The organism is Streptomyces sp. AC550_RSS872 (genome assembly GCF_019049285.1).
Classification (GTDB): Bacteria; Actinomycetota; Actinomycetes; order Streptomycetales; family Streptomycetaceae; genus Streptomyces.
The window spans coordinates 54,128-73,075 of record NZ_JAGMUL010000011.1 but is presented as its reverse complement, the minus strand read 5'-3'; the positions used below and the strand labels follow the sequence as shown (position 1 = coordinate 73,075).

Sequence of the window (18,948 nt, the reverse complement as noted above, 5' to 3'; positions counted from 1 at the left end):
CCTTGTGACGACTGGGAACTTGGAAATGCTCCCACTTGTGGTTACCGCAGTGCAAGGTGAGCGTCCCCGGCCGCATATGTGCGCGCAACCTGTCATTCACCTTGTACGCATGGTCCTTGCACAGAGCCCCTCCGCAAGTACGCGGTAATTGCTGTGAGTAACGGCACAGACTCGGCGAAGCCGTAGCCGCCTGGGGCAACGAAGGCCGAGTACCCGCACGGGTTCCTCCGACGACGCCTGGTGAACTGCGGACAAAAGGCGCATGTCGCCGACGACCCGCACACTCGTCCCGTCAATACGCTGCGCGATCTCCGCACCGATCTCCGCACCGATCTCCGCACCGATCTTGGCGGCGGCCTCGACGGCCCACTGCGGGGTCCGGATCTTCACGTATCCGGGACCGGGGGTGCACGCATTCTTCATATGCGTCACGGCGCCGTTCCGGACGAACTGTGAATAGAGCTTCGCGGGCAGCTCATTGGCGCGGAATTCCTTATTAAGATTCCGCAGCATTTCGGTCTCGGCGAGGGTGGGCGAGCGATTCGCCGCGTCCGGAACGGCAGCGGACCTGGGACACGGATGAGTCCCAGGTCAGTCACCAGGCGTTGTGCGAGTTACCAGGGCTACGGCTGCGGAGTCAGACGACCTCGACGCCCGGCCGCCCCGCCTCGACCCGCAGCCTCGCCAGCGTGCTCGGCGTCGCCGCCTGCTGGCGCACCGTGTCCACGATCCGCACCTGTGCGTCGATACCGTCGCGGCGGATGTCGAAGAGGTGGTAGCCGCGGTGGGCGTCGAGCAGCTTCCAGTGCGGGTTGTCCGGCAGGCGCGGGTCCCACTCCTTGTGGAACGCGGCCTGGTCCTGGTCGCCGTTGCTGGAGATGGACGTACCGACGAACTCCGCGCCCACGACGGCCGAGCCCGGGTCGGCGTAGTCCTCCTTGAGGTCGCTGATCATCGTCAGATGACGATCGCCGGTGAACACGACCGGGTTGCGGACCTTCTTCAACTCCCCCATCAGGGCGCCTCGTTCGACCTGGTAGCCGTCCCAGGCGTCGTAGTACCAGAGCTTGCCCTCGCCGACCTTGAGGTCGGTCTCGGCCATCATGATCTGCGAGCCGATCATGTTCCAGCGGGCCGGCGAGTGGCGCAGCCCGTCGAGCAGCCACTGCTTCTGCTCGGCGCCGAGCATGGTGAGCGAGGGGTCCTGGGCGCCTTCCTGGCTGGTGGCCTGGTCGCTGCGGTACTGGCGGGTGTCCAGCACGCTGAGCCGGGCGAGGCGGCCGAACTCCAGGCGGCGGTACATCTGGATGTGCGGGCCGTTCGGGATGGCGCTCGCCCTGACCGGCATGTGCTCGTAGTACGCCTGGTAGGCCGCGGTGACGCGGGCCACGAAGGCGTCGTGCGGCTGCTTGTCGGGGTCCTGCGGGATGTCGCCGGCGAAGTCGTTGTCGACCTCGTGGTCATCGAAGGTGACCACCCAGGGCGCGTTCGCGTGCATCGCGGCGAGGTCCGGGTCGGTGCGGTACTGGGCGTACCGGTTGCGGTACTGGACCAGGCTGTACGGCTCGTCGGTGCCCTCGTGCTTGCGCAGTGCCGTCGCCGACGGCTTGGACTCATAGATGTAGTCGCCGACGAAGAGGACGAAGTCGGGGTCCTGGGCCAGCATGTCGGCGTACGGCGTGAAGTAGCCGTGCTGCCAGTTCTGGCAGGAGGCCAGCGCCATGCGCAGCCGGCCGCCGGAGCTGTTCGGATGGGGTGCGGTGCGGGTGCGGCCGATGGGCGAGAGCCGCCCGGCGACGCGGAAGCGGTACCAGTACGTACGGCCCGGGCGCAGCCGCCGTACGTCCACGTGGACGCTGTGCCCCAGCTCGGGCCGGGCCTGGGCGACGCCGCGGCGCACCGGCTTTCTGAACCGCTCGTCCTCGGCGATCTCCCACTCCACGGACACGACGCGGTCGGGCATGCCGCCGCCGTTCAGCGGATCCGGGGCGAGGCGCGTCCACAGCACGATGCCGTCGGGCAGCGGATCACCGGAGGCGACGCCCAGGCTGAACACACCGTCGGGCAGCGGGGTTTCCGCGGCCCGTGCGGCGGTCGGCAGCCACAGCTGGGCGGATGCCGCCGCGCCGAGCACCGCCACGCCGGCGGTCAGAAAGCGGCGCCGGTCGGGCGATACGGATCCGGAAACACCGGTCATCGGCGAACTCCCCTGCTTCGCTGGCCTCTTGGACACTTCGGATGCTCACGCCCGTGGGCGGTCCGGCTGCTGAACTGCGAGCTTCGCGTGCATGACAAATGGGGAGACAGCAGAAGACCCGTCGCGGCACGGGAACGTACCCTTGCCACAACGGGTCTGGCGGTCGATCAGTAGTTGAACCCGGAGCCGAGCTCCGCGTTCGCGGCGACCGTGCCGAGGGTCCCGGCTCCGAAGGTGAACGACCCGGCCGGAGTGACGCCGGCCGACGTCCGCTTGAAGACTCACACCGACCCGGCGTCCGCGTTCTCCCCCGGTGCGCCGACGACGGGTTCCGCGCGGCCGTCGCCGTTGTCGTCGACCAGGTGGGTGGTGCGGCCGAAGACATCGTCGGTCTCCCCCGCGCCCGGCACTGCGGTGGTGTCCTGGTTGACGCCCGTGGCCCCGGTGCCGGTCAGCCCGTTCGCGCCGCCGCACAGCACGATCGCCCCGCCGGCGCCCGGGACCCCGGCGCTGTCCTGGTTGACGTACATCGTCTTGGTGCCGATTGGCCCGTTCGCGGAGCCTGGGATGGGGGCAGTTGGAGTGCGCGGAGAGGTTCAAGATCCTCGTCCGCGCCGCCCGGTACGACTCACCGGGAAGCGAGGGGGGCTGCCCCGGGGGTACGCCGGGCATTTCTCGACGTCAACCAAATCGGCCAACGCGGAAGCGAGGCCGTAGGGGGCAGGGGTCTGAGGGCGAGGGCCTGAGGGCGGCAGCCTTCAGTCACGGCGACGACAACGCCGACGCCCCCTCAGCCCTCCCGCTCCCTCAGGCCCCGCTCCCTCAGCCCTCCCGCTCCCTCAGGCTCCCTCAGAACGGCTCGAAGTCGTCGAACTCCTGCGCCGCCTCGTCCCGCTCGGCCTGCTTGTCGCGCCGCCGCTGCGCGGCAGGCCGCGGGGCCTCGAAGCGATGGTCCTCGCCACGCCGCCCGAGCATCTCCGCGCCGGCCATCACGGTCGGCTCCCAGTCGAAGACGACGGCGTTCTCCTCGGGCCCGATGGCGACGCCGTCACCGGAGCGGGCGCCCGCCTTCATCAACTCCTCTTCGACACCAAGCCTGTTGAGCCGGTCGGCGAGATAGCCGACCGCCTCGTCGTTGTTGAAGTCGGTCTGCCGCACCCAGCGCTCGGGCTTCTCGCCTCGCACCCGGAACAGCGGCTCGCCGCCGGCCTCCTCTCGGGTCACGGTGAACCCGGTGTCATCGACGGCCTTCGGCCGGATCACGATCCGCGTCGCCTCTTCCTTCGGCTTCGCGGCACGCGCCGTGCCCACCAGCTCGGCCAGCGCGAACGACAGCTCCTTCAGCCCGGTGTGCGCGACGGCGGACACCTCGAAGACCCGGTAGCCACGGGCCTGGAGATCCGGCCGCACCATCTCGGCGAGGTCCTTGCCGTCCGGTACGTCGATCTTGTTCAGGACGACGATCCGCGGCCGGTTGTCGAGCCCGCCGTACTCCCGCAGCTCCGCCTCGATGATGTCCAGGTCGGAGACGGGGTCACGGTCGGACTCCAGCGTCGCGGTGTCCAGGACGTGCACGAGCACGCTGCACCGCTCGACGTGCCGCAGGAACTCCAGGCCCAGGCCCTTGCCCTGGCTGGCTCCCGGGATGAGCCCGGGAACGTCGGCGATGGTGTAGACGGTCGAGCCGGCGGTCACCACGCCGAGGTTCGGCACGAGCGTCGTGAACGGGTAGTCCGCGATCTTCGGCTTGGCGGCGCTCAGCACGGAGATCAGCGAGGACTTGCCGGCGCTCGGGTACCCGACGAGCGCCACGTCGGCGACCGTCTTCAGCTCCAGCACGATGTCCTGGAGGTCCCCCGGCACACCGAGCAGCGCGAACCCGGGCGCCTTGCGCCGGGCCGACGCCAGCGCGGCGTTCCCGAGCCCGCCCCGGCCGCCCTGCGCGGCGACGTACGAGGTGCCGTGCCCGACGAGGTCGGCGAGAACGTTGCCGGCCTTGTCGAGGACGACGGTGCCGTCGGGCACGGGGAGGATCAGGTCCTGCCCGTCCTTGCCGGACCGGTTGCCGCCCTCGCCGGGCTTGCCGTTGGTGGCCTTGCGGTGCGGGGAGTGGTGGTAGTCGAGCAGCGTGGTGATCGACTGGTCGACGGTGAGGATCACGTCCCCGCCGCGCCCGCCGTTGCCGCCGTCGGGCCCGCCGAGCGGCTTGAACTTCTCACGGTGAACGGAGGCACAGCCGTGGCCTCCGTTACCCGCGGCGACATGCAGTTCGACGCGGTCCACGAAGGTGGTCATGGTGGGGTGCCTCCAGCACTTCAACTACGTACGGATATGTCTCTTGCGTAACACGCGAAAGGCGGACCCGCCTTCCCACCAGGGAAGTGAGGTCCGCCTCGCGGAACGAAACGTTCGGTCTAAGCCTTGAAGTCAGCTGACTCAGGCGACCGGAACGATGTTCACGACCTTGCGGCCACGGTGGGTGCCGAACTGCACCGCACCGGCGTTCAGCGCGAACAGCGTGTCGTCGCCGCCACGGCCGACGCCCGCACCGGGGTGGAAGTGGGTGCCGCGCTGACGGACCAGGATCTCGCCCGCGTTGACGACCTGACCGCCGAAGCGCTTCACGCCGAGGCGCTGAGCGTTGGAGTCACGACCGTTACGGGTGGACGATGCGCCCTTCTTGTGTGCCATCTCTCCTCAGTCCCTTACTTCGCAGCCGCGGGGATCTCAGTGACCTTGATCGCCGTGTACTGCTGGCGGTGGCCCTGACGACGGCGGTAGCCGGTCTTGTTCTTGTAGCGCAGAATGTCGATCTTCTGGCCCTTGTGGTGGTCCACGACCTCGGCCTGGACCTTGATGCCGGCCAGCACCCACGGGTCACTGGTCACAGCGTCGCCGTCGACAACGAGCAGGGTCGAGAGCTCGACCGTGTCGCCAACCTTGGCAGTGGAAATCTTGTCAACCTCAACGATGTCGCCGACAGCAACCTTGTGCTGGCGGCCACCGCTGCGCACGATGGCGTACACGCGGATCTCACTCTCTCGCTCGGAAACGGCACCCCCGAAGTCCAGCCGCCACGCACGCGGGCGGCCTCTCTGGAACACCGTGTGCTCCGGAGGAAGAGGTTTACGGGGATGTGGCGTGCCTATATCCACGGACACGCCGACGGTCAAGGTTACGGGGCCCGGCTTGAGGGGTCAAACCGGGCCCCGTTCGGCAGCGATCTCGGTCAGTCGGCCTCGCGCCGCGGCACCAGCGCGTGCGGGGCGAAGGACGCGATGTCGTCCAGCGCGTCCTCCGCACGGCCGCCGAGAACGGGGTCCTGAAGCAGGTCCCGGACCCGGGCCACCAGATCCGGACCGACCTCGCCGTGGATCCTCGCCACGTGCCCCACGCAGGTCACCGCGAGCGCGCCGACCTGCGGGTCGACCGCGGGGCCGGCCGGATCCAGGCACTCGGACAGCAGCGCCTCGATCACCTCACGCTCCGGCTCGTCGTAGGTGAAGGCGAGCAGGGCCCTGGTGGCCCGGCCGACGTCGGTTGCCCGGATGTCGGCCGTCAGTGCGTCGCGCCAACCCGGCGAGCCGGGCGGCCCGGGGTGGCCGCCCGGAAGGGTGTCGTGATCACTAGCCACTTTCGACCTCCCCGTTCTTGAGCGCTCGGCGTAGTGCGCTCTTGGCTTTGGCCATGCCGGGATCCGTGTCGAGGTTGGTCCGCACGTGGCCGTGGAAGACCTCGTTGGTGCCGCCCTTCACCGTGCACCCGCAGGGAACCTCACCCGTGCGGTCGAGGACCACCGTATCGCCGGTTGTCCTGTCGATGCCCACTCGGCGGGGCGAGGTCTCCTTGATCTGTACTGAGTTGTCGAGCGCGTCCTGTCCATTGTTCGGCTCGGCGCTGTTCTCACCACGGGAGCTGCTGCGGGACTCGCTGCCGTGCTTGCCTCCCGCTTCGTAGACCCTCTCTCCGCAGTTGTGGACGAGAAGGGATGTCGCACCCGCATGGACGTAGTACGTGTGGACGTCCTCGACCGTGAGGTCGTGGGTGCGCTGGCGCTGGTCGAAGGCGCGAACGGCCGTGATCTCGACCGAGTCGCCGTCGGCGGTGTGCAGGCGCATCCCCGGCCTGAGGAATCCGGCCTCGATCCAGGCGTTCTCGGAGTCCGCCCAGAACGGGTGCGTGGTCGTGGAGACCAGGGACTCCGCCTTGCCCGACTTGGTCTTGATCGTCAGGTCGACGAAGTGCTTGTCATCTTCGGTGACGATCGTGCCGACAACTTCGCGGATCTTCGTTTCACCCGTTTCCGGGTCGGTCACCACGAGCTTGTCGCCGAGCTTCACGTGCTCGATCTTCTTGGTCTTGCCACCCACGAGCAGGACCTTGGTACCGGGCAGGAAGCTGTGCGGGCCCTCGATCGGGCAGGAGCCGGCACCTTCCTCTGTCTTCTTGCGCTTCTTGAGGGCCTCCGTCGCCTTCTTTCTGGCATCCGCCAGTTTGTCCGCGGCCTTGGACAGACCCGCTCTCGCCCTGCCGACCGCCTTGTTTGCATTCCACAGGTCCCGGGCCCCGCCGATCAGGTCCCCGACCAGTCCGGTGACCCGCTTGGCGAGCCGGTAACCCTTGGCCCAGTTCCACGGCGCCCCGTACTTGGCGAGGATCTTGCCCGCCAGGCCGCCCGCGAAGCTGCCGGCGATGTTGAGCAGGGTCTCGCCGCAGGCTCCGACGTCTCCGCTGGAGATGCAGTCCAGGGCCGCGTCCACGCCCAGGATGTCCCGGGCGATCTTCACCAGGGCCTTGCCCGCGGACTTGATGCGCTGCTTGGCAGCGGACTGCTGCCCCTGGGCCGCCGAAAGGTTCCGCACGGCCTGGTCGTTTTCCGCTTGGGCCTTCTTGACCGGGTCCTTGTGGACGACGGGCATGCCGCCCCGGCACTCGATCAGGCCCTCCCGGCACTCCGGGATGATCATGCCGCTGGGGTCGGCGTGCGTGACCGGCGAGTTGTTCGCGTACGCGTAGCCGTTGATCTGCTGCGGCTGCGTGTAGTCGATGATCGGGTCGACCGAGATGAACTTGCCGATCACCGGGTCGTACTCGCGCGCCCCCAGGTGGGTCAGCCCGGTCGAGGCATCGATGGTGCCGCCGACGTAGCCCTTCTCCCCCGGCCAGGTGCCGGTCTTCTCACCGCGATCCACACCGAAGGGGTCGAAGCGTCGCTGACTGAGCGCGCCGGTCGCGGCGTCGATCGCCAGCTCACCCGTGCCGTGGTGGTCGGAGGCGATGAAGGACAGCTTGCCCGCGGTGCGGACCCCGACGGTCTCGCCGAGGAACTCGTAGTAGCGGGTAGCCTCCTTCTTGGTTCCGTCGGCCGACAGCTTCAGCTCGGTGCCGGGCAGGTAGACGGTGGTTCCGTTCGGGTCCTTGCGGACGAGCCGGTTGCCGGAGCCGTCGTAGACGTAGCTGGTCTTCGAGCCGCTCGCCTCGGTGACCTCGTTGACCTTGCCGGTGTCGGTCCAGGTCAGCGACTGGGCGTTGCCGCCGATGGTCCGCTTGGTGGTGTTGCCCGAGTCGTCGTACTCGTACGTCGACTGCCGGTCACCCGTCGGAGTCTTCTCGGTGATCTTGGTGACCTGGTGCGGGCCTTCGCCCAGGGCACCCGCCGTGCCGTACTCGTAGCTGCGGGTGATGTTCTGCGTGGCGTCCAGGCCGGTGTCGTGGACGGTCTCCGAGACGCGGTTGCCGATGGCGTCGGTCTCGTACGACTTCCAGTACGGGGCCGGGCCACCGAGGGCGCTCGATCCTGCCGCCGCATCACACGCGGTCGGTCCGGTGCCGTCCACCGGGGTGGTCGAACCACGGGTGCCTGTGCCGCCCACGGTCGTCGCCGTGGCCGCCGGCGTCCAGGCGTCCTTCAGACGCTGCCGGCCGTCGTACGCGAAGCACTGCACGTCCGGCGAGGCGGAGTTCGCGGTGTCCGCGATGGACAGGACGTTGCCCGCCTGGTCGTAGGAGTACTTCGAGTCCTTGGCAGGGGCCGTCGCGCCGTAGACGTCGGTCACGGAACGGGTCAGCCGGTCGGTGCCCGTCTCGTAGGAGAACGTCTGCCAGGCCTTCTTGCCGCTGCCCGCGTACAGCTCCAGCTGCTGGAGCTGGCTGTTGCGCGAGTAGACGGTGTTCGTGACGTACGACGTGGAGCCCGTCATCGTCTTGGGACGCTGGAGCGCGTCGTACGTGTAGGTCAGCGCCTCCGCGGGCAGGTCGCCGATGGCCGGCAGACCGGTGCCCTGGACGGTGCCGTCACGGTTGTACGTGGTGCTGAAGACGTACGTGCCGGCCAGGGAGCCCTGCGAGGCAGGCACCTGGTAGGCCGTCTTCAGCGGACGGTAGAACTCGTCCATCGACTGGACGGCCGTGGCGAAGTACTCCGTCGGCGAGACGTAGCTCAGGAAGCCGTACGCCTGGCCCAGCCAGCCCGCCTTGTCGTACTTGGTCTCTGTGAGCTTCGTCCCGGTGGTGGGGTCGCCCTGCCAGGTCGACACCATGCGGCTGAGAGTGTCGTAGACCGTGGAGATCTTCTTGTTCCGGCCGTCGTACGTGGTGACGGGCCGGTCCAGCTCGTCGTACTCAGCGCGCGAGGTACCGGCATCCGGGTCGATCGACTTGGTCTTCCGCCCCAGCTGGTCGTACTCGTACCGCCACACATTGGCCTTGGCGTCGGTGACCGTCTCCAGCTGACCGCGCGTGTTGTACGTGTACTTCGTCGAGTCGTACGGCACACCCGCGCCCGGGGACGCCCCCCGGTAGTGGCGGATCTCCGAGACACTGCCCTGGCCGTCGGTGATCGTGGTCGTGGGCACTCCGCCCGTCGGCGGGTCGACGTGGGTCAGCTCGCCGTCGTACGTGGTCGTGGTCCGCCACTGCTCGGCGCCGCTGACCGCGAAGATCTGGGCCGTGGTGCGGCCCAGGCCGTCGTACTCCAACAGGCTCTGCGCGCCGACCTGGCTGTTGCTCACCAGCAGCAGTTCGTCGGAGGCGGCGCCTGCCGCGTTGTACGTCGAGTTGGTCTTCCGGACATTGCCGGTGCCGTCGTAGAACGTGTCGGCGACCATGCGGGAGCCGTCCGGGCCCTCGGTCTGGATCTGCCGGGCGCGCAGCAGGCTGTCGTAGAGCTGGTACTCGGCGCCGTAGGAGCCGTCGTTCTCGATCTTCTCGGTCTTGATCGAGGTGACCTTGTCCTTGCGGACGTTGTAGGAGTACTTGATGCTCGGGGTCTGCGACGTGGCGCGGTCCGCGAGCCAGACCGACGTCAGGCGGCCCAGCGCGTCGTACGCGAGGTCCGTCCGCTTGCCGTTCGGGTCCGTCTGGCCCTTCGACATGCCCCAGGCGGGGACGTAGTCGGTGGTGGTGGCGTGGTTGAGGGCGTTGTAGACGACCGTCTTCGTGAGCAGGCCGTCGGTCTCGGTGTAGACCGTCCTGGTCTGGTTCTGCTTGGCGTCCTTCTGGGTCAGCGGACGGCCGAACGCGTCGTAGGTCGTGGTGCCCGTGACCTGGTACGTCGCCGTCGTGCCGTCGTGAGACGTCAGGCGCTCGGTCTTCGTCGCGTCACCCTTCGTCGGCGCCGCGCCGTAGGCGCCACCGTCGTAGGACGTGCGCTCGTCCGCCAGGACCTGGGTCTTGTAGTCCGCGGTGACCGAGCACTTCACGGCGACGGACTCGCTGCGGGAGGGCAGGGAGAGGATGTTCTCCGTCGCGTTGTCCGCGTACCAGGTACGGGTGCAGGAGTCGTCCTTGGTGGTGGAGACGTCGCCGAGGTCCTCGACCTGGGTGACCCGGCCGCCCTTGGCGGTGTCGTACGTGGTGGTGGACTTCGTTTCCTCCCAGGTGCCGTCGGACTTCAGCGTGAAGCCGCGGCCGACCTGGGGTCGCACGATCGTCGCGCGGGTGGTGCCCCAACTGCGCGTCTGGGTGGCGGTGTGGTGCTTCCAGGGGGTGTCGATGGTCTTGGCGACCAACGTCGCACCGTCGTACGTCGCCGTCTCCAGCTGGTGGCCCGTGAACTCCTCGTCGTCGGTGTACGTGGCACCCGTGGAGTCCTTGACCGTCACGGTGCGGGTACCGCCGGCCGGGTTCGCATCGCCGTTCATGCCCTGCATGAACGTGTAGTCGATGCGGGTCTTCTGCACGTCGGACGTGCCGCTGGTGACCTTGACCTTGCCGTAGCCCTGCCAGCCACCCCACGTCAGGTACTTGGCGTCGGTGATGCCGTCCGGCTTCGCCTTACGCCAGGCCGCGTCGCCCTGGTAGTCGTAGCGGGTGACCATGCCGTCGCTGCCGCCGGTACGGTCCGTCTCGATGACCGCCGCGACGACGTACTTGTGGAACCAGTCCGTGATCGGGTCGACGGAGCCCGGCGGGGCCCACTTCACCGGGTAGCAGCGCTTGGTCGACTCGCCCGGCTGGGGCAGCGTCGCCTTGGTGCAGTCGGTGGGGGCGTAGTTGACGTCGAGCTGGGCGCCCGTCTCGCTGAGGACCATCGACAGGCGGAAGCGGTGGAACGGTGCGATGTTGTCGCCGATCGCGTCGACGCGGTTGGCGAGCTGCTCGCCGAAGAGGTCGACGGACGGGAGCTTCACCGCCGTACCGGCGCGGCCCTCGTGCTCGATCTTCGACAGCCACAGCGTCTTGGAGTCGTCGCCGTTGTCGGTGAACAGGTGCGTGAACAGCCAGGCGTCCACGTCCTGGTAGGTCGTGGCGTCCTTGCGCATCTGCGTGACGATCGACGTCAGCCGCTTGGTGGTGAAGAAGGTCTGCACCGGTGCGGTGCACTTGGTGTCGGCCTTGCACTCCTGGTCGACCGGGACGTCGGGCCAGTGGGCGGCGTTCGCCTTGGTGCGCTTGCTCTCCGCGCAGTCGAAGTCGGCGGTGGGCAGGCAGCGCTCGGCGGTGTTGAAGACGATGCGGGCCGGGGCCTTGGCCGCGTAGACGCTGCCGTCCTGCTGGCCGTAGTCGATGCGCTTGAGGTAGCCGCCGCGGTGGTACGACGTGCCGTTGACGTCGGTCTTCCCGTTCAGCGCGTAGTAGTTGGTCTCGCGCTCGTAGAAGTAGGACATCACGTTGCCGTGGGTGTCCTTGACGTAGTCCAGGCTCCAGCGCCACGCCTGCTTGCAGTGGGCGCTGGTGAAGGTGGCGTTGTAGCAGGGCTCACCGGAGTCGTCGCCGAAGACCGGGGCTGTCCAGACCGAGTCGGTCTCCTCGTTGCCCGTGGCCCAGCCCGGCAGGCGGTTCTGGCCGAAGTAGTACTCGGTGCCGTCCGAGGTGGTGATGCGCCAGTACTCGCCGTCGTTGTCACCGTTGACGGCGCCGGTCAGCTTCTCGACCTTGCTGCCGTCGTCGGACGACATGTGCCACTTGCCGGTGGTGTCGTCCTTGACCAGCTCACCGGCGGTGCCGTTGAGCATGACCGTGGCGTTCTCGAACGCCCAGCACTGTTCGCCGGAGTTGGAGTGGCCGTCCTCGGAGCAGGGCTTGTAGCGGCGCTCGACGTAGCCGGGGTCGTAGGAGAAGCCCTCACCGATCCAGGAGCCCTGGTTGTTGGTGGCCGAGGTGCGGCCGTCCGCGGACTGGGAGGAGTAGCCGAGGCCCACGGTGGGGACCAGGCCGCCCGGGGTCGGGACGGAGCGCAGCGGGTAGTTCCAGTTGAAGGCGCCGGAGGACGTGGACACGCTCCAACTGGCCGACGGGGACAGGGCGGTGGCCTTGTACGTGCCCTGGGCGCTGGACGGGCCCGCCGCCACTGCCAGCAGGGACGTCGACTCGCCGGCCATCGTGGAGACGCCGTCGGCGGGGGCGGGAGCGGCCGTCACGTCGGCGGAGACCGTGCCGGTGCGCACGTCGTTCACCGTGGGCAGCACCTTGGGCTGCTCCGGGCACTCCTTGCCGCCGGGGGTCGCGTACGCGGCGCACGCGGGCAGCTGCACCAGGCGCAGGCGGGAGGCGTAGGAGCCGCCGTAGCCCTCGGCGAACTCGGAGTAGTCGACGGTCAGGCGGACCTTGGCGGCCTTGTCGCCGCCGTCGGCCCGCTCGACGCCGAGCAGGACGCCGGCGCCGAGCTTCGCGGCGCGGGCCGGGTCGAGGACGTCGACCTGCACCTCGGACGGCGCCGTCTTGGCCGCCTTGGCGGACCTGGGCTTGAGTACCTTCACCGGCAGGCCGCCCGCTTCGGCGGTGGCCCCCAGTTTCACCTCGGTGCCGCCCTGCTTGGGCCACACCGCCTTGTCGAGGCCCTTGACCGCGGCCTTGCGGGCCGGGTCGGAGGGGCGGGACTTGGACTTGGCGTCGCGTCCCTTGACGGCGTCGCCGTCGTCCTGGACGCCGGGGCGGCTGGTGCGGCCCCTGGCGCCGTCTTCGAGCACCACAGCCTCGACGGTCGACGCGGACAGTGCGAGGGAGAGTCCCATCACTGTCGCGACGACCGCCTGTCTCGGCATGCGGCGGCTCAGTGAGCGGCCACGAAACATGTGGTCGGTTCCCTTTCGGAGAATGCGGAGGACAACGTCATGGATTGGGGGGAAAGGCGGAGGGCGGCGCGGGACGGGTGTGCCGGGCCCCACTGGGCCCGGCACACCTCAGAGGTGACGGTCCGTCACATGTCCGGTACGGCCGTCAGCGCGGCCATCTGCTGCACCGCGATCTGGTCGGCGGCCCCGCTGTAGACGCGGACCTCGTCGATCGCGCCGGCGAAGTACTCGCCCGCCCCGCGCAGCGAACGGCCCACCTGGAGACCGCCGGTGGCGGACCACAGGGTGTCGTCCTTGCCGTAGGCACCGGCCACGAGCTGGCCCTCGACGTACAGCCGGATCGAGTTCGCGAAGGCGTCGTAGACGACCGCCAGGTGCTGACCGGAGCCGCCGGTGTCCGGCAGTTCCTGGTCGTCGGTGAAGGTGACGATCTGCGCGGTCGCCGAGTCGGTCTTCGCCACCGCCAGCTCCCACTGCTGGGTCGCCGCCTGGTAACGGACCTGGACGCGGTTGGCGTTGGCGCCCGGCAACGACAGCACCGTCTGCGACTTCTCCGGGTCCAGCGAGGTGAGCTGGGCGCGGGCGGAGACGGTGAAGCTGGTGTTGCCGGTGACCGGGGCGGTCGCGGTGGACGCGTAGTCCCCGTCGCCGTCCAGGACCAGGTGACCGTCGCCGACCAGGGCGGCGGTGTCGAACAGCGGGTCGGCCGGGCGGTAGACGGAGGCGTTGCCCGCGAGGGTCAGCGCCTGCGCGCCGCCGGTCTCCGCGGAGACACCGCTGCTCGCCGCGTCGAGCTGCCAGTAGCCCTTGCGGGCCGGCTTGATCGTCATCAGCTCGGCGACCTGGGCCGCCGGCAGGACACGGTCGAAGACCCGCACCTCGGCGAGGTCACCGGTGAAGGGGTCGCGGTAGCCGCTCTTGGCCGTCGCGCGGCCGATCTGGAGCGGGCCGTACGACTTCCAGGTGGAGCGGCGTCCGGCGGAGCCCTTCAGGTCCTTGTTGACGTACAGCTGGAGCTGCGGGCCGCCGGTCTTCTGGGCGTCGTACACGCCCGTCAGCAGCACCCACTGGTCCTTGACCACGGACACCCCGGTGGACACGGCCTTCCACTCGCCGAGCGAGTCGACGTCGTTGACCGGGACGGCGAACTTCCAGGTCTGCGCGGACGCGTCGTAGCCCAGGGTGAAGCCGGGCTCGCCGGTGCCGTCCTGGCTGATGACCGTCATGCTGCGGTCCAGTGCCGTGGGCCGCACCCAGGCGCTGACGCTGAAGCTCCTGGAGGTGTCGAGCACCGTCTCGCTGGTGTCCAGGAACGCGTCGGCGCTGCCGTCGAAGCGGGCCGCCTTGTCGACCTTGCCGCCGGGGCCGTCCACGCCGAAGGTGACGGCGGGGCCGGCCGTGGCCGAGAACTGGCCGCTCTCGTCGTGTGCCTCGGGGTCGCCCGCCTGGTCGGCGAGGTTCCACTGGGCGCGGACCGGTGTGCCCTCACTGACCAGGAAGTCGTAGAGGGTGGTGCTGGCGTGGTTCGCCTTGTCGACGGCGACCACCTCGAGCACGTGGCGGCCGGAAGTGGTCGGCATCCACTGGGTGGAGACCGAGCCGCCCGGCGTGCTCGGGGGGAGGTCCTTCAGCGCGGCACCGTCGAAGGAGTAGCGGTACTTGACGACGTCGGTGTCCGGGATGGCGTCGTTGGGGTTGGGCGAGAAGGTGAAGGTGCCGTAGGTGCCCACGCCGTCGTGGTAGACGGTGTCCGCCGGGTACTGCTTGGACAGCACGAGCGGCTTGCCCGGCCATGTCCTGTCGTAGGTGAACTCGCACCGCTGGGCGGTGTCGCCCTCCCAGCTCCACGGGCCGTAGCCGTCACCGTCGTAGGCGCGGGCGCTCCAGTAGATGGTGGTGTTCTGCGGGATCGTCGACTTGACCGTGTGGGTGAACTTGGTGCTCGTCGTCGGGGACAGCCAGTCCGGGGTCAGGTAGGTGTAGGACTTGGCCTCGTTGCTGACCGGATCGGTCCACTCCACCTTGAACTCGACCTTGACCTTGTCGGTCTGGCCGTTGCCGTGATCGGGGTCACTGGCGATCGCCTTCAGCTGCGGCGGCTTGTCGGTGTACGCGCGGCCCGCACCCCAACGGCACAGGCCACCGGGGTCGGTGTACATGTCCGCCGTCCGGATCTGCCGCGGCAGGTTGTTGTACTTGATCGACAGGTACGCGTTGCCGCAGATCCGCTTCCACTCGGCGAACCGGGACTCGTCGGCCGCGCGCAGACCCAGTGTCATCGCGTTCCAGCCGCCCGCGGCGGCCGTCTTGACCTCGCTGGTCAGCTCGCCGGTCGCCCCGCTCTCGAAGTGCAGGTTCGCCTGGCTGGAGCAGGAGGTCGGGGAGATCGCCTTGCCGACGGTCTGGAGATGGTCGTCCCAGTCGTCCGAGGTGTTGGACCAGTTGCTGGACGAGGTGAGCGAGTAGTTCTGGCCGCCGATCCGGTAGAGCTGGATCGGCTCCGCGGTCGGGGAGGCGCTGTAGATGTGCTCGACGCGGGCGGAGAAGGTGGCGCCCAGGATCTGCTTCCCCTTGTAGAAGGAGAGCGGCATCGTGAACATCACGCGGCGCGTGCCGACGCCGTTGCAGGAGACGGGGTTGTAGTCGGTGGGGCACTTGCCGACGCCCGCGCTGCCCGAGTACTTCCAGTCCTGCTCGCTGGGCATCCCGGACATGACGCCGGTCCAGGAGGTGCGCGAGGTGGTGCGCTGGATCGGGTCGATGACCACCGGGAAGACGGTGTCCTCGGCGGACAGCATCTTCCGGTCGGGGAGGAGGCTCAGCCTGCCCTTGGCCACCTCGACACCGAGCGGGGCGACCCGCCCGCCGCCGCCGGGGCCGTCGAGGGCGGGCTCGGGGGCCGTGCCGCCGTCCTGCGTCGTGCTCCGCGTACGCGTGGTGTCGGACCGCGGGCCGGACGCGGGGGTCGCGTCGGCGCCGGCCGCGGCGGAGCCGAGGGCCTTGGCCACGGCCTTCGGGCCCTGCTTGCGCGCGGCCTCCTCGGTCACGGCGGCCGAGTCCCACATCGCTGGCTTGCCCGCCTGGAAGACGGTGCCGCCGACGACGGCGTCCTCGGCGACGATCGCCCCGGTGGCGTCTTCGGCGACCTTCAGACCGTCGGTGGTCATGCCCAGGTCGAGCCGGGCCAGCCGCTGGTCGGCCGCCGCCTCGGGCGTCTTGACGACCAGGAGGTGTCCGAAGCCGTCGGCCTCGGCGCGCACGGTGAGGTCGACGCCGGGCAGGGCGTCGGCGTAGGTGGCGGTGTCGCCCTCGACGTGGGGCGCGGGGAGCTTGCCGTACGGCCAGGTCAGGGCGAACTCACGGCCCGCCCGCCGCATGGTGACGAACGGCTTGCCCGCCCGGCCGTCGGACAGGCTGAGCTCGACGGTGGCGGCCTTGGGCCCCCAGGTGCCGTCGGCGTGCTTGACGAGCGTCTCGTCGACGTCGACCCAGGTGCCGTCGCGGACCGTGCGGACCGGCTCGGTGTACTCGCGGGCGGTGAAGGTGCCGTCCGGCTCCGCGAAGATCTCCCGGCGCTCGGTGCGCATGCCGACGACCTCGGTCTTCTTGCCGCTCTTCTTGGCGACGGCGAGGGCCTGCTGCTCGGTCTGGGCGGGGCGCTCGGCGGCGACGGGCGTCTGGTCAGGGGTGGGCGTGGTGCCCGGGAGGGCGGCCAGGGTGCCGGTGAGTACGGCACCCGCGACGACGGCCGCGAGTGCGGCGCGACGCAGCACTCGGGTGCCCTGCGGTCGGCCGGGTCTGTGCGCGGGCAGGCGCCCGCTGTGTATCGGTGTCATGGTTCCTGTCCCGTCAGATCAGCGGACCGTCGCGCCGAACGCGACGCCGCCCGCCGGAATGCCGCCCTCACCGGGCTTGAAGGTCTGTGTCGGCGCACCGCCGGCGGGCACGTTCCACGGGAAGCCGTAGACGGCCCGCCCGTCGGCCGGGCCGTAGGGCACACCCACGTACAGCAGCGAGGGGGTGGCGCCCAGGGCGAGGCCGGTGAGCATGCGCGGTGCGGCGGCGGACGGAATGCCGTAGCCGGGGTCGATCCAGCTGTCGGAGTCGCCGGGCGCACCGACCAGCGGGGCGATCTGGACACCGCCCTTGTCGGGGTTGTCCTCGGCCCACTCCTCGCCGGGCACGCCGATCGCGACCCGGGTCGTGGTGCCGGTGGAGGTGATGTTCGGGGAGATGTTGACGGCGGCGAGCCGCTTGCCGAAAAGGTCGCCTGCCTCCGCCTCCTCGTGGACGTCCACGGTGTTCTGGTCGATCCAGGCGGTCTGCGAGAACGAGCCGCTCGCGGTGATCCGGAACACGTGGACAGCGCCCGCGTCCACGGTGGTCGACAGGTCCTCGCCCGGAACGCCGACCACGAGCAGCGACTCGGTGGTGGAGGTGGCGCCCGAGGGCCGGTACGGCACCATGGCGACCGCGTCGCCGAACTGGTCGCCGACCTCCTCGGCGCCGCTGATCGTGTCCTGGTCCTGGCCGAGTCCGCCGAGCGGCTTGGGGTAGCCGGACGTGAGCGTGTGGTTGAAGTAGCCCACGCCGCCCGCGAAGGTGACGGAGCCGAGCGCCTCGCCGGGCGAGCCGACCGCGAAGTGGGTCGGGGTCGCGGCCAGGGAGGAGCCGAAGCGGTCGTCCTGCTCGGCCGTGCCGGAGACGGCGCCGGCGGCGTCGGTGTCCTGATGGACCATCACGGCGTTCTGCGCGGTGCCGCTGACGTAGTGGAAGGCACCGGCGTCCTCGAGGGTGCCGATCGACTCGCCGGGGGCGCCGATCAGCAGGAACGGCGAGCCGGTCGAGGTCTTGCCGGCCGCGACCGCGTAACCGACCCAGTCGTCGGTCTCCGCCCCGCCGCCGAGCGGCTTGTCGGCGCCCTGGAGGAACTCCTTGACCGGCTTGCTCCCGGCGTTCAGCCCGCTGGTGGAGCCGTAGATGACGTGGACGACACCGGAGTCCGGCGCGGCGCCGATGTCCTCGTAGGGCGCGCCGACCACCAGGTCGCTACAGCCGTCGAGGTCGGCGTCGTAGACGGCCATCGAGTAGCCGTACTGGTCGCCCGTCTCGGGCGCACCCGGGACGGCGTCGAGCGCCTGCGTCAGCGTCGTGGTCCCCTTGCCGCCGCCGTAGACGACGTGCACGGCACCGGCCTTCGCCACGCCGTCGACGGCCGCCTCGGGATCGGCGACGGCCGTGTCCCTGGTCCCGTCACCGTTGAAGTCGGATTCGACGCCCGACGGACAGGCGACGGCGGCCGCTGCGGGCGTGCCCCCGGTCCCCACCCCCCAGGCCAGGAACGTCCCTGCTAGAACAGCGGCCGCACTGCGCCGCCATGTTTTCCCCACCCTTGGCACAGACACCTCAAGATAAAGAGCGATTAAAGGCCTGAGGATCATTCCTTCACCTGATATGCACATGCAATACACGCATGCCCCAAATAAAGGTGACATCAGTCACAGGAGCCCCACAGGTAACAGGATTACTCCACTTCTCTCCACTCGGGCGCAGCCCCGTATGCTCACGAAGCGAAGCCGAACACCGGAAGGCGGAGAAGTGAACTACAGGGTCCAGCCGAGCGCCCAGGTCGACGACAGTGCCGAGATCGGCGCCGGAAGCAGCGTGTGGGAGCTCGCGCAGATCCGTGAGAACGCCCGCCTCGGCGAGGGCTGTGTCATCGGCCGCGGCGCGTACGTCGGCTCGGGCGTGCGCATGGGCGACAACTGCAAGCTGCAGAACCACGCCCTCGTGTACGAGCCCGCCGAGCTCGGTGACGGTGTCTTCATCGGCCCCGCCGTGGTGCTGACCAACGACCACAACCCGCGCTCCGTGGACCCCGAGGGCAGGCAGAAGCGGGGCGGCGACTGGGATGCCGTCGGGGTGAAGATCGCCGACGGGGCGTCCATCGGGGCGCGTTCGGTCTGCGTGGCGCCGATCAGCATCGGCCGCTGGGCGATGGTCGCCGCCGGAGCCGTCGTCACCAAGGACGTCCCGGACTTCGCGCTGGTGATGGGCGTCCCCGCCCGCCAGGTCGGCTGGGTCGGCAGGGCCGGGGTCCGGCTGGTCGAGCGGGCCGGTGAGCCGGGCGTGTGGGAGTGCCCCCAGACCGGTGCCCTGTACGACGCCAAGGAGGGCGTTCTGACGGAACGAGCGGTCTGAGCCGCGCCCGGCGATTCGGATGCTGAGCCTGGTGCG

The 18,948-nt window shown here is 69.6% G+C and carries 10 protein-coding genes; 1 reads left to right on the top strand and 9 read right to left on the bottom strand.

The window, feature by feature from the left end:
- Positions 1-637: 637 nt before the first annotated feature.
- From KUM44_RS04300 to KUM44_RS04260, 9 genes are all read right to left on the bottom strand, one after another.
- On the bottom strand, positions 638-2,197 hold the full coding sequence (locus tag KUM44_RS04300; RefSeq protein WP_217206352.1) for an alkaline phosphatase: 1,560 nt from the start codon (positions 2,195-2,197) through the stop codon (positions 638-640).
- Between the two features lie 281 nt (positions 2,198-2,478).
- The gene (locus KUM44_RS04295; protein WP_217206351.1) at positions 2,479-2,727 is read right to left on the bottom strand and encodes a hypothetical protein; all 249 of its coding nucleotides are present in this window, start codon (positions 2,725-2,727) and stop codon (positions 2,479-2,481) included.
- Between the two features lie 319 nt (positions 2,728-3,046).
- The gene (gene obgE, locus KUM44_RS04290) at positions 3,047-4,492 is read right to left on the bottom strand and encodes a GTPase ObgE (RefSeq protein ID WP_217206349.1); all 1,446 of its coding nucleotides are present in this window, start codon (positions 4,490-4,492) and stop codon (positions 3,047-3,049) included.
- A gap of 141 nt (positions 4,493-4,633) precedes the next feature.
- A complete protein-coding gene (gene rpmA, locus KUM44_RS04285; protein ID WP_030961848.1) occupies positions 4,634-4,888 on the bottom strand; it encodes a 50S ribosomal protein L27 in 255 nt (84 codons plus the stop codon).
- A 14-nt stretch (positions 4,889-4,902) separates the two neighbouring features.
- A complete protein-coding gene (gene rplU, locus KUM44_RS04280; protein WP_004931419.1) occupies positions 4,903-5,223 on the bottom strand; it encodes a 50S ribosomal protein L21 in 321 nt (106 codons plus the stop codon).
- A 203-nt stretch (positions 5,224-5,426) separates the two neighbouring features.
- Complete coding sequence (locus tag KUM44_RS04275) at positions 5,427-5,831, bottom strand: hypothetical protein (RefSeq protein ID WP_217206347.1); 405 nt, start codon at positions 5,829-5,831, stop codon at positions 5,427-5,429.
- Positions 5,824-12,681, bottom strand: a complete 6,858-nt coding sequence (locus KUM44_RS04270; RefSeq protein WP_254389021.1) for a polymorphic toxin-type HINT domain-containing protein — start codon at positions 12,679-12,681, stop codon at positions 5,824-5,826. The genes KUM44_RS04275 and KUM44_RS04270 overlap by 8 nt, the downstream gene beginning before the upstream one ends.
- 155 nt (positions 12,682-12,836) lie before the next feature.
- A complete protein-coding gene (locus KUM44_RS04265) occupies positions 12,837-16,547 on the bottom strand; it encodes a LamG domain-containing protein (protein WP_217206345.1) in 3,711 nt (1,236 codons plus the stop codon).
- Positions 16,548-16,565: 18 nt separating this feature from the next.
- Complete coding sequence (locus KUM44_RS04260) at positions 16,566-18,038, bottom strand: VCBS repeat-containing protein (protein ID WP_217206344.1); 1,473 nt, start codon at positions 18,036-18,038, stop codon at positions 16,566-16,568.
- Positions 18,039-18,309: 271 nt separating this feature from the next.
- Between KUM44_RS04260 and KUM44_RS04255 the strand changes: the two genes are divergently transcribed.
- The gene (locus tag KUM44_RS04255) at positions 18,310-18,912 is read left to right on the top strand and encodes an acyltransferase (RefSeq protein ID WP_217206343.1); all 603 of its coding nucleotides are present in this window, start codon (positions 18,310-18,312) and stop codon (positions 18,910-18,912) included.
- The last annotated feature ends 36 nt before the right edge of the window (positions 18,913-18,948 follow it).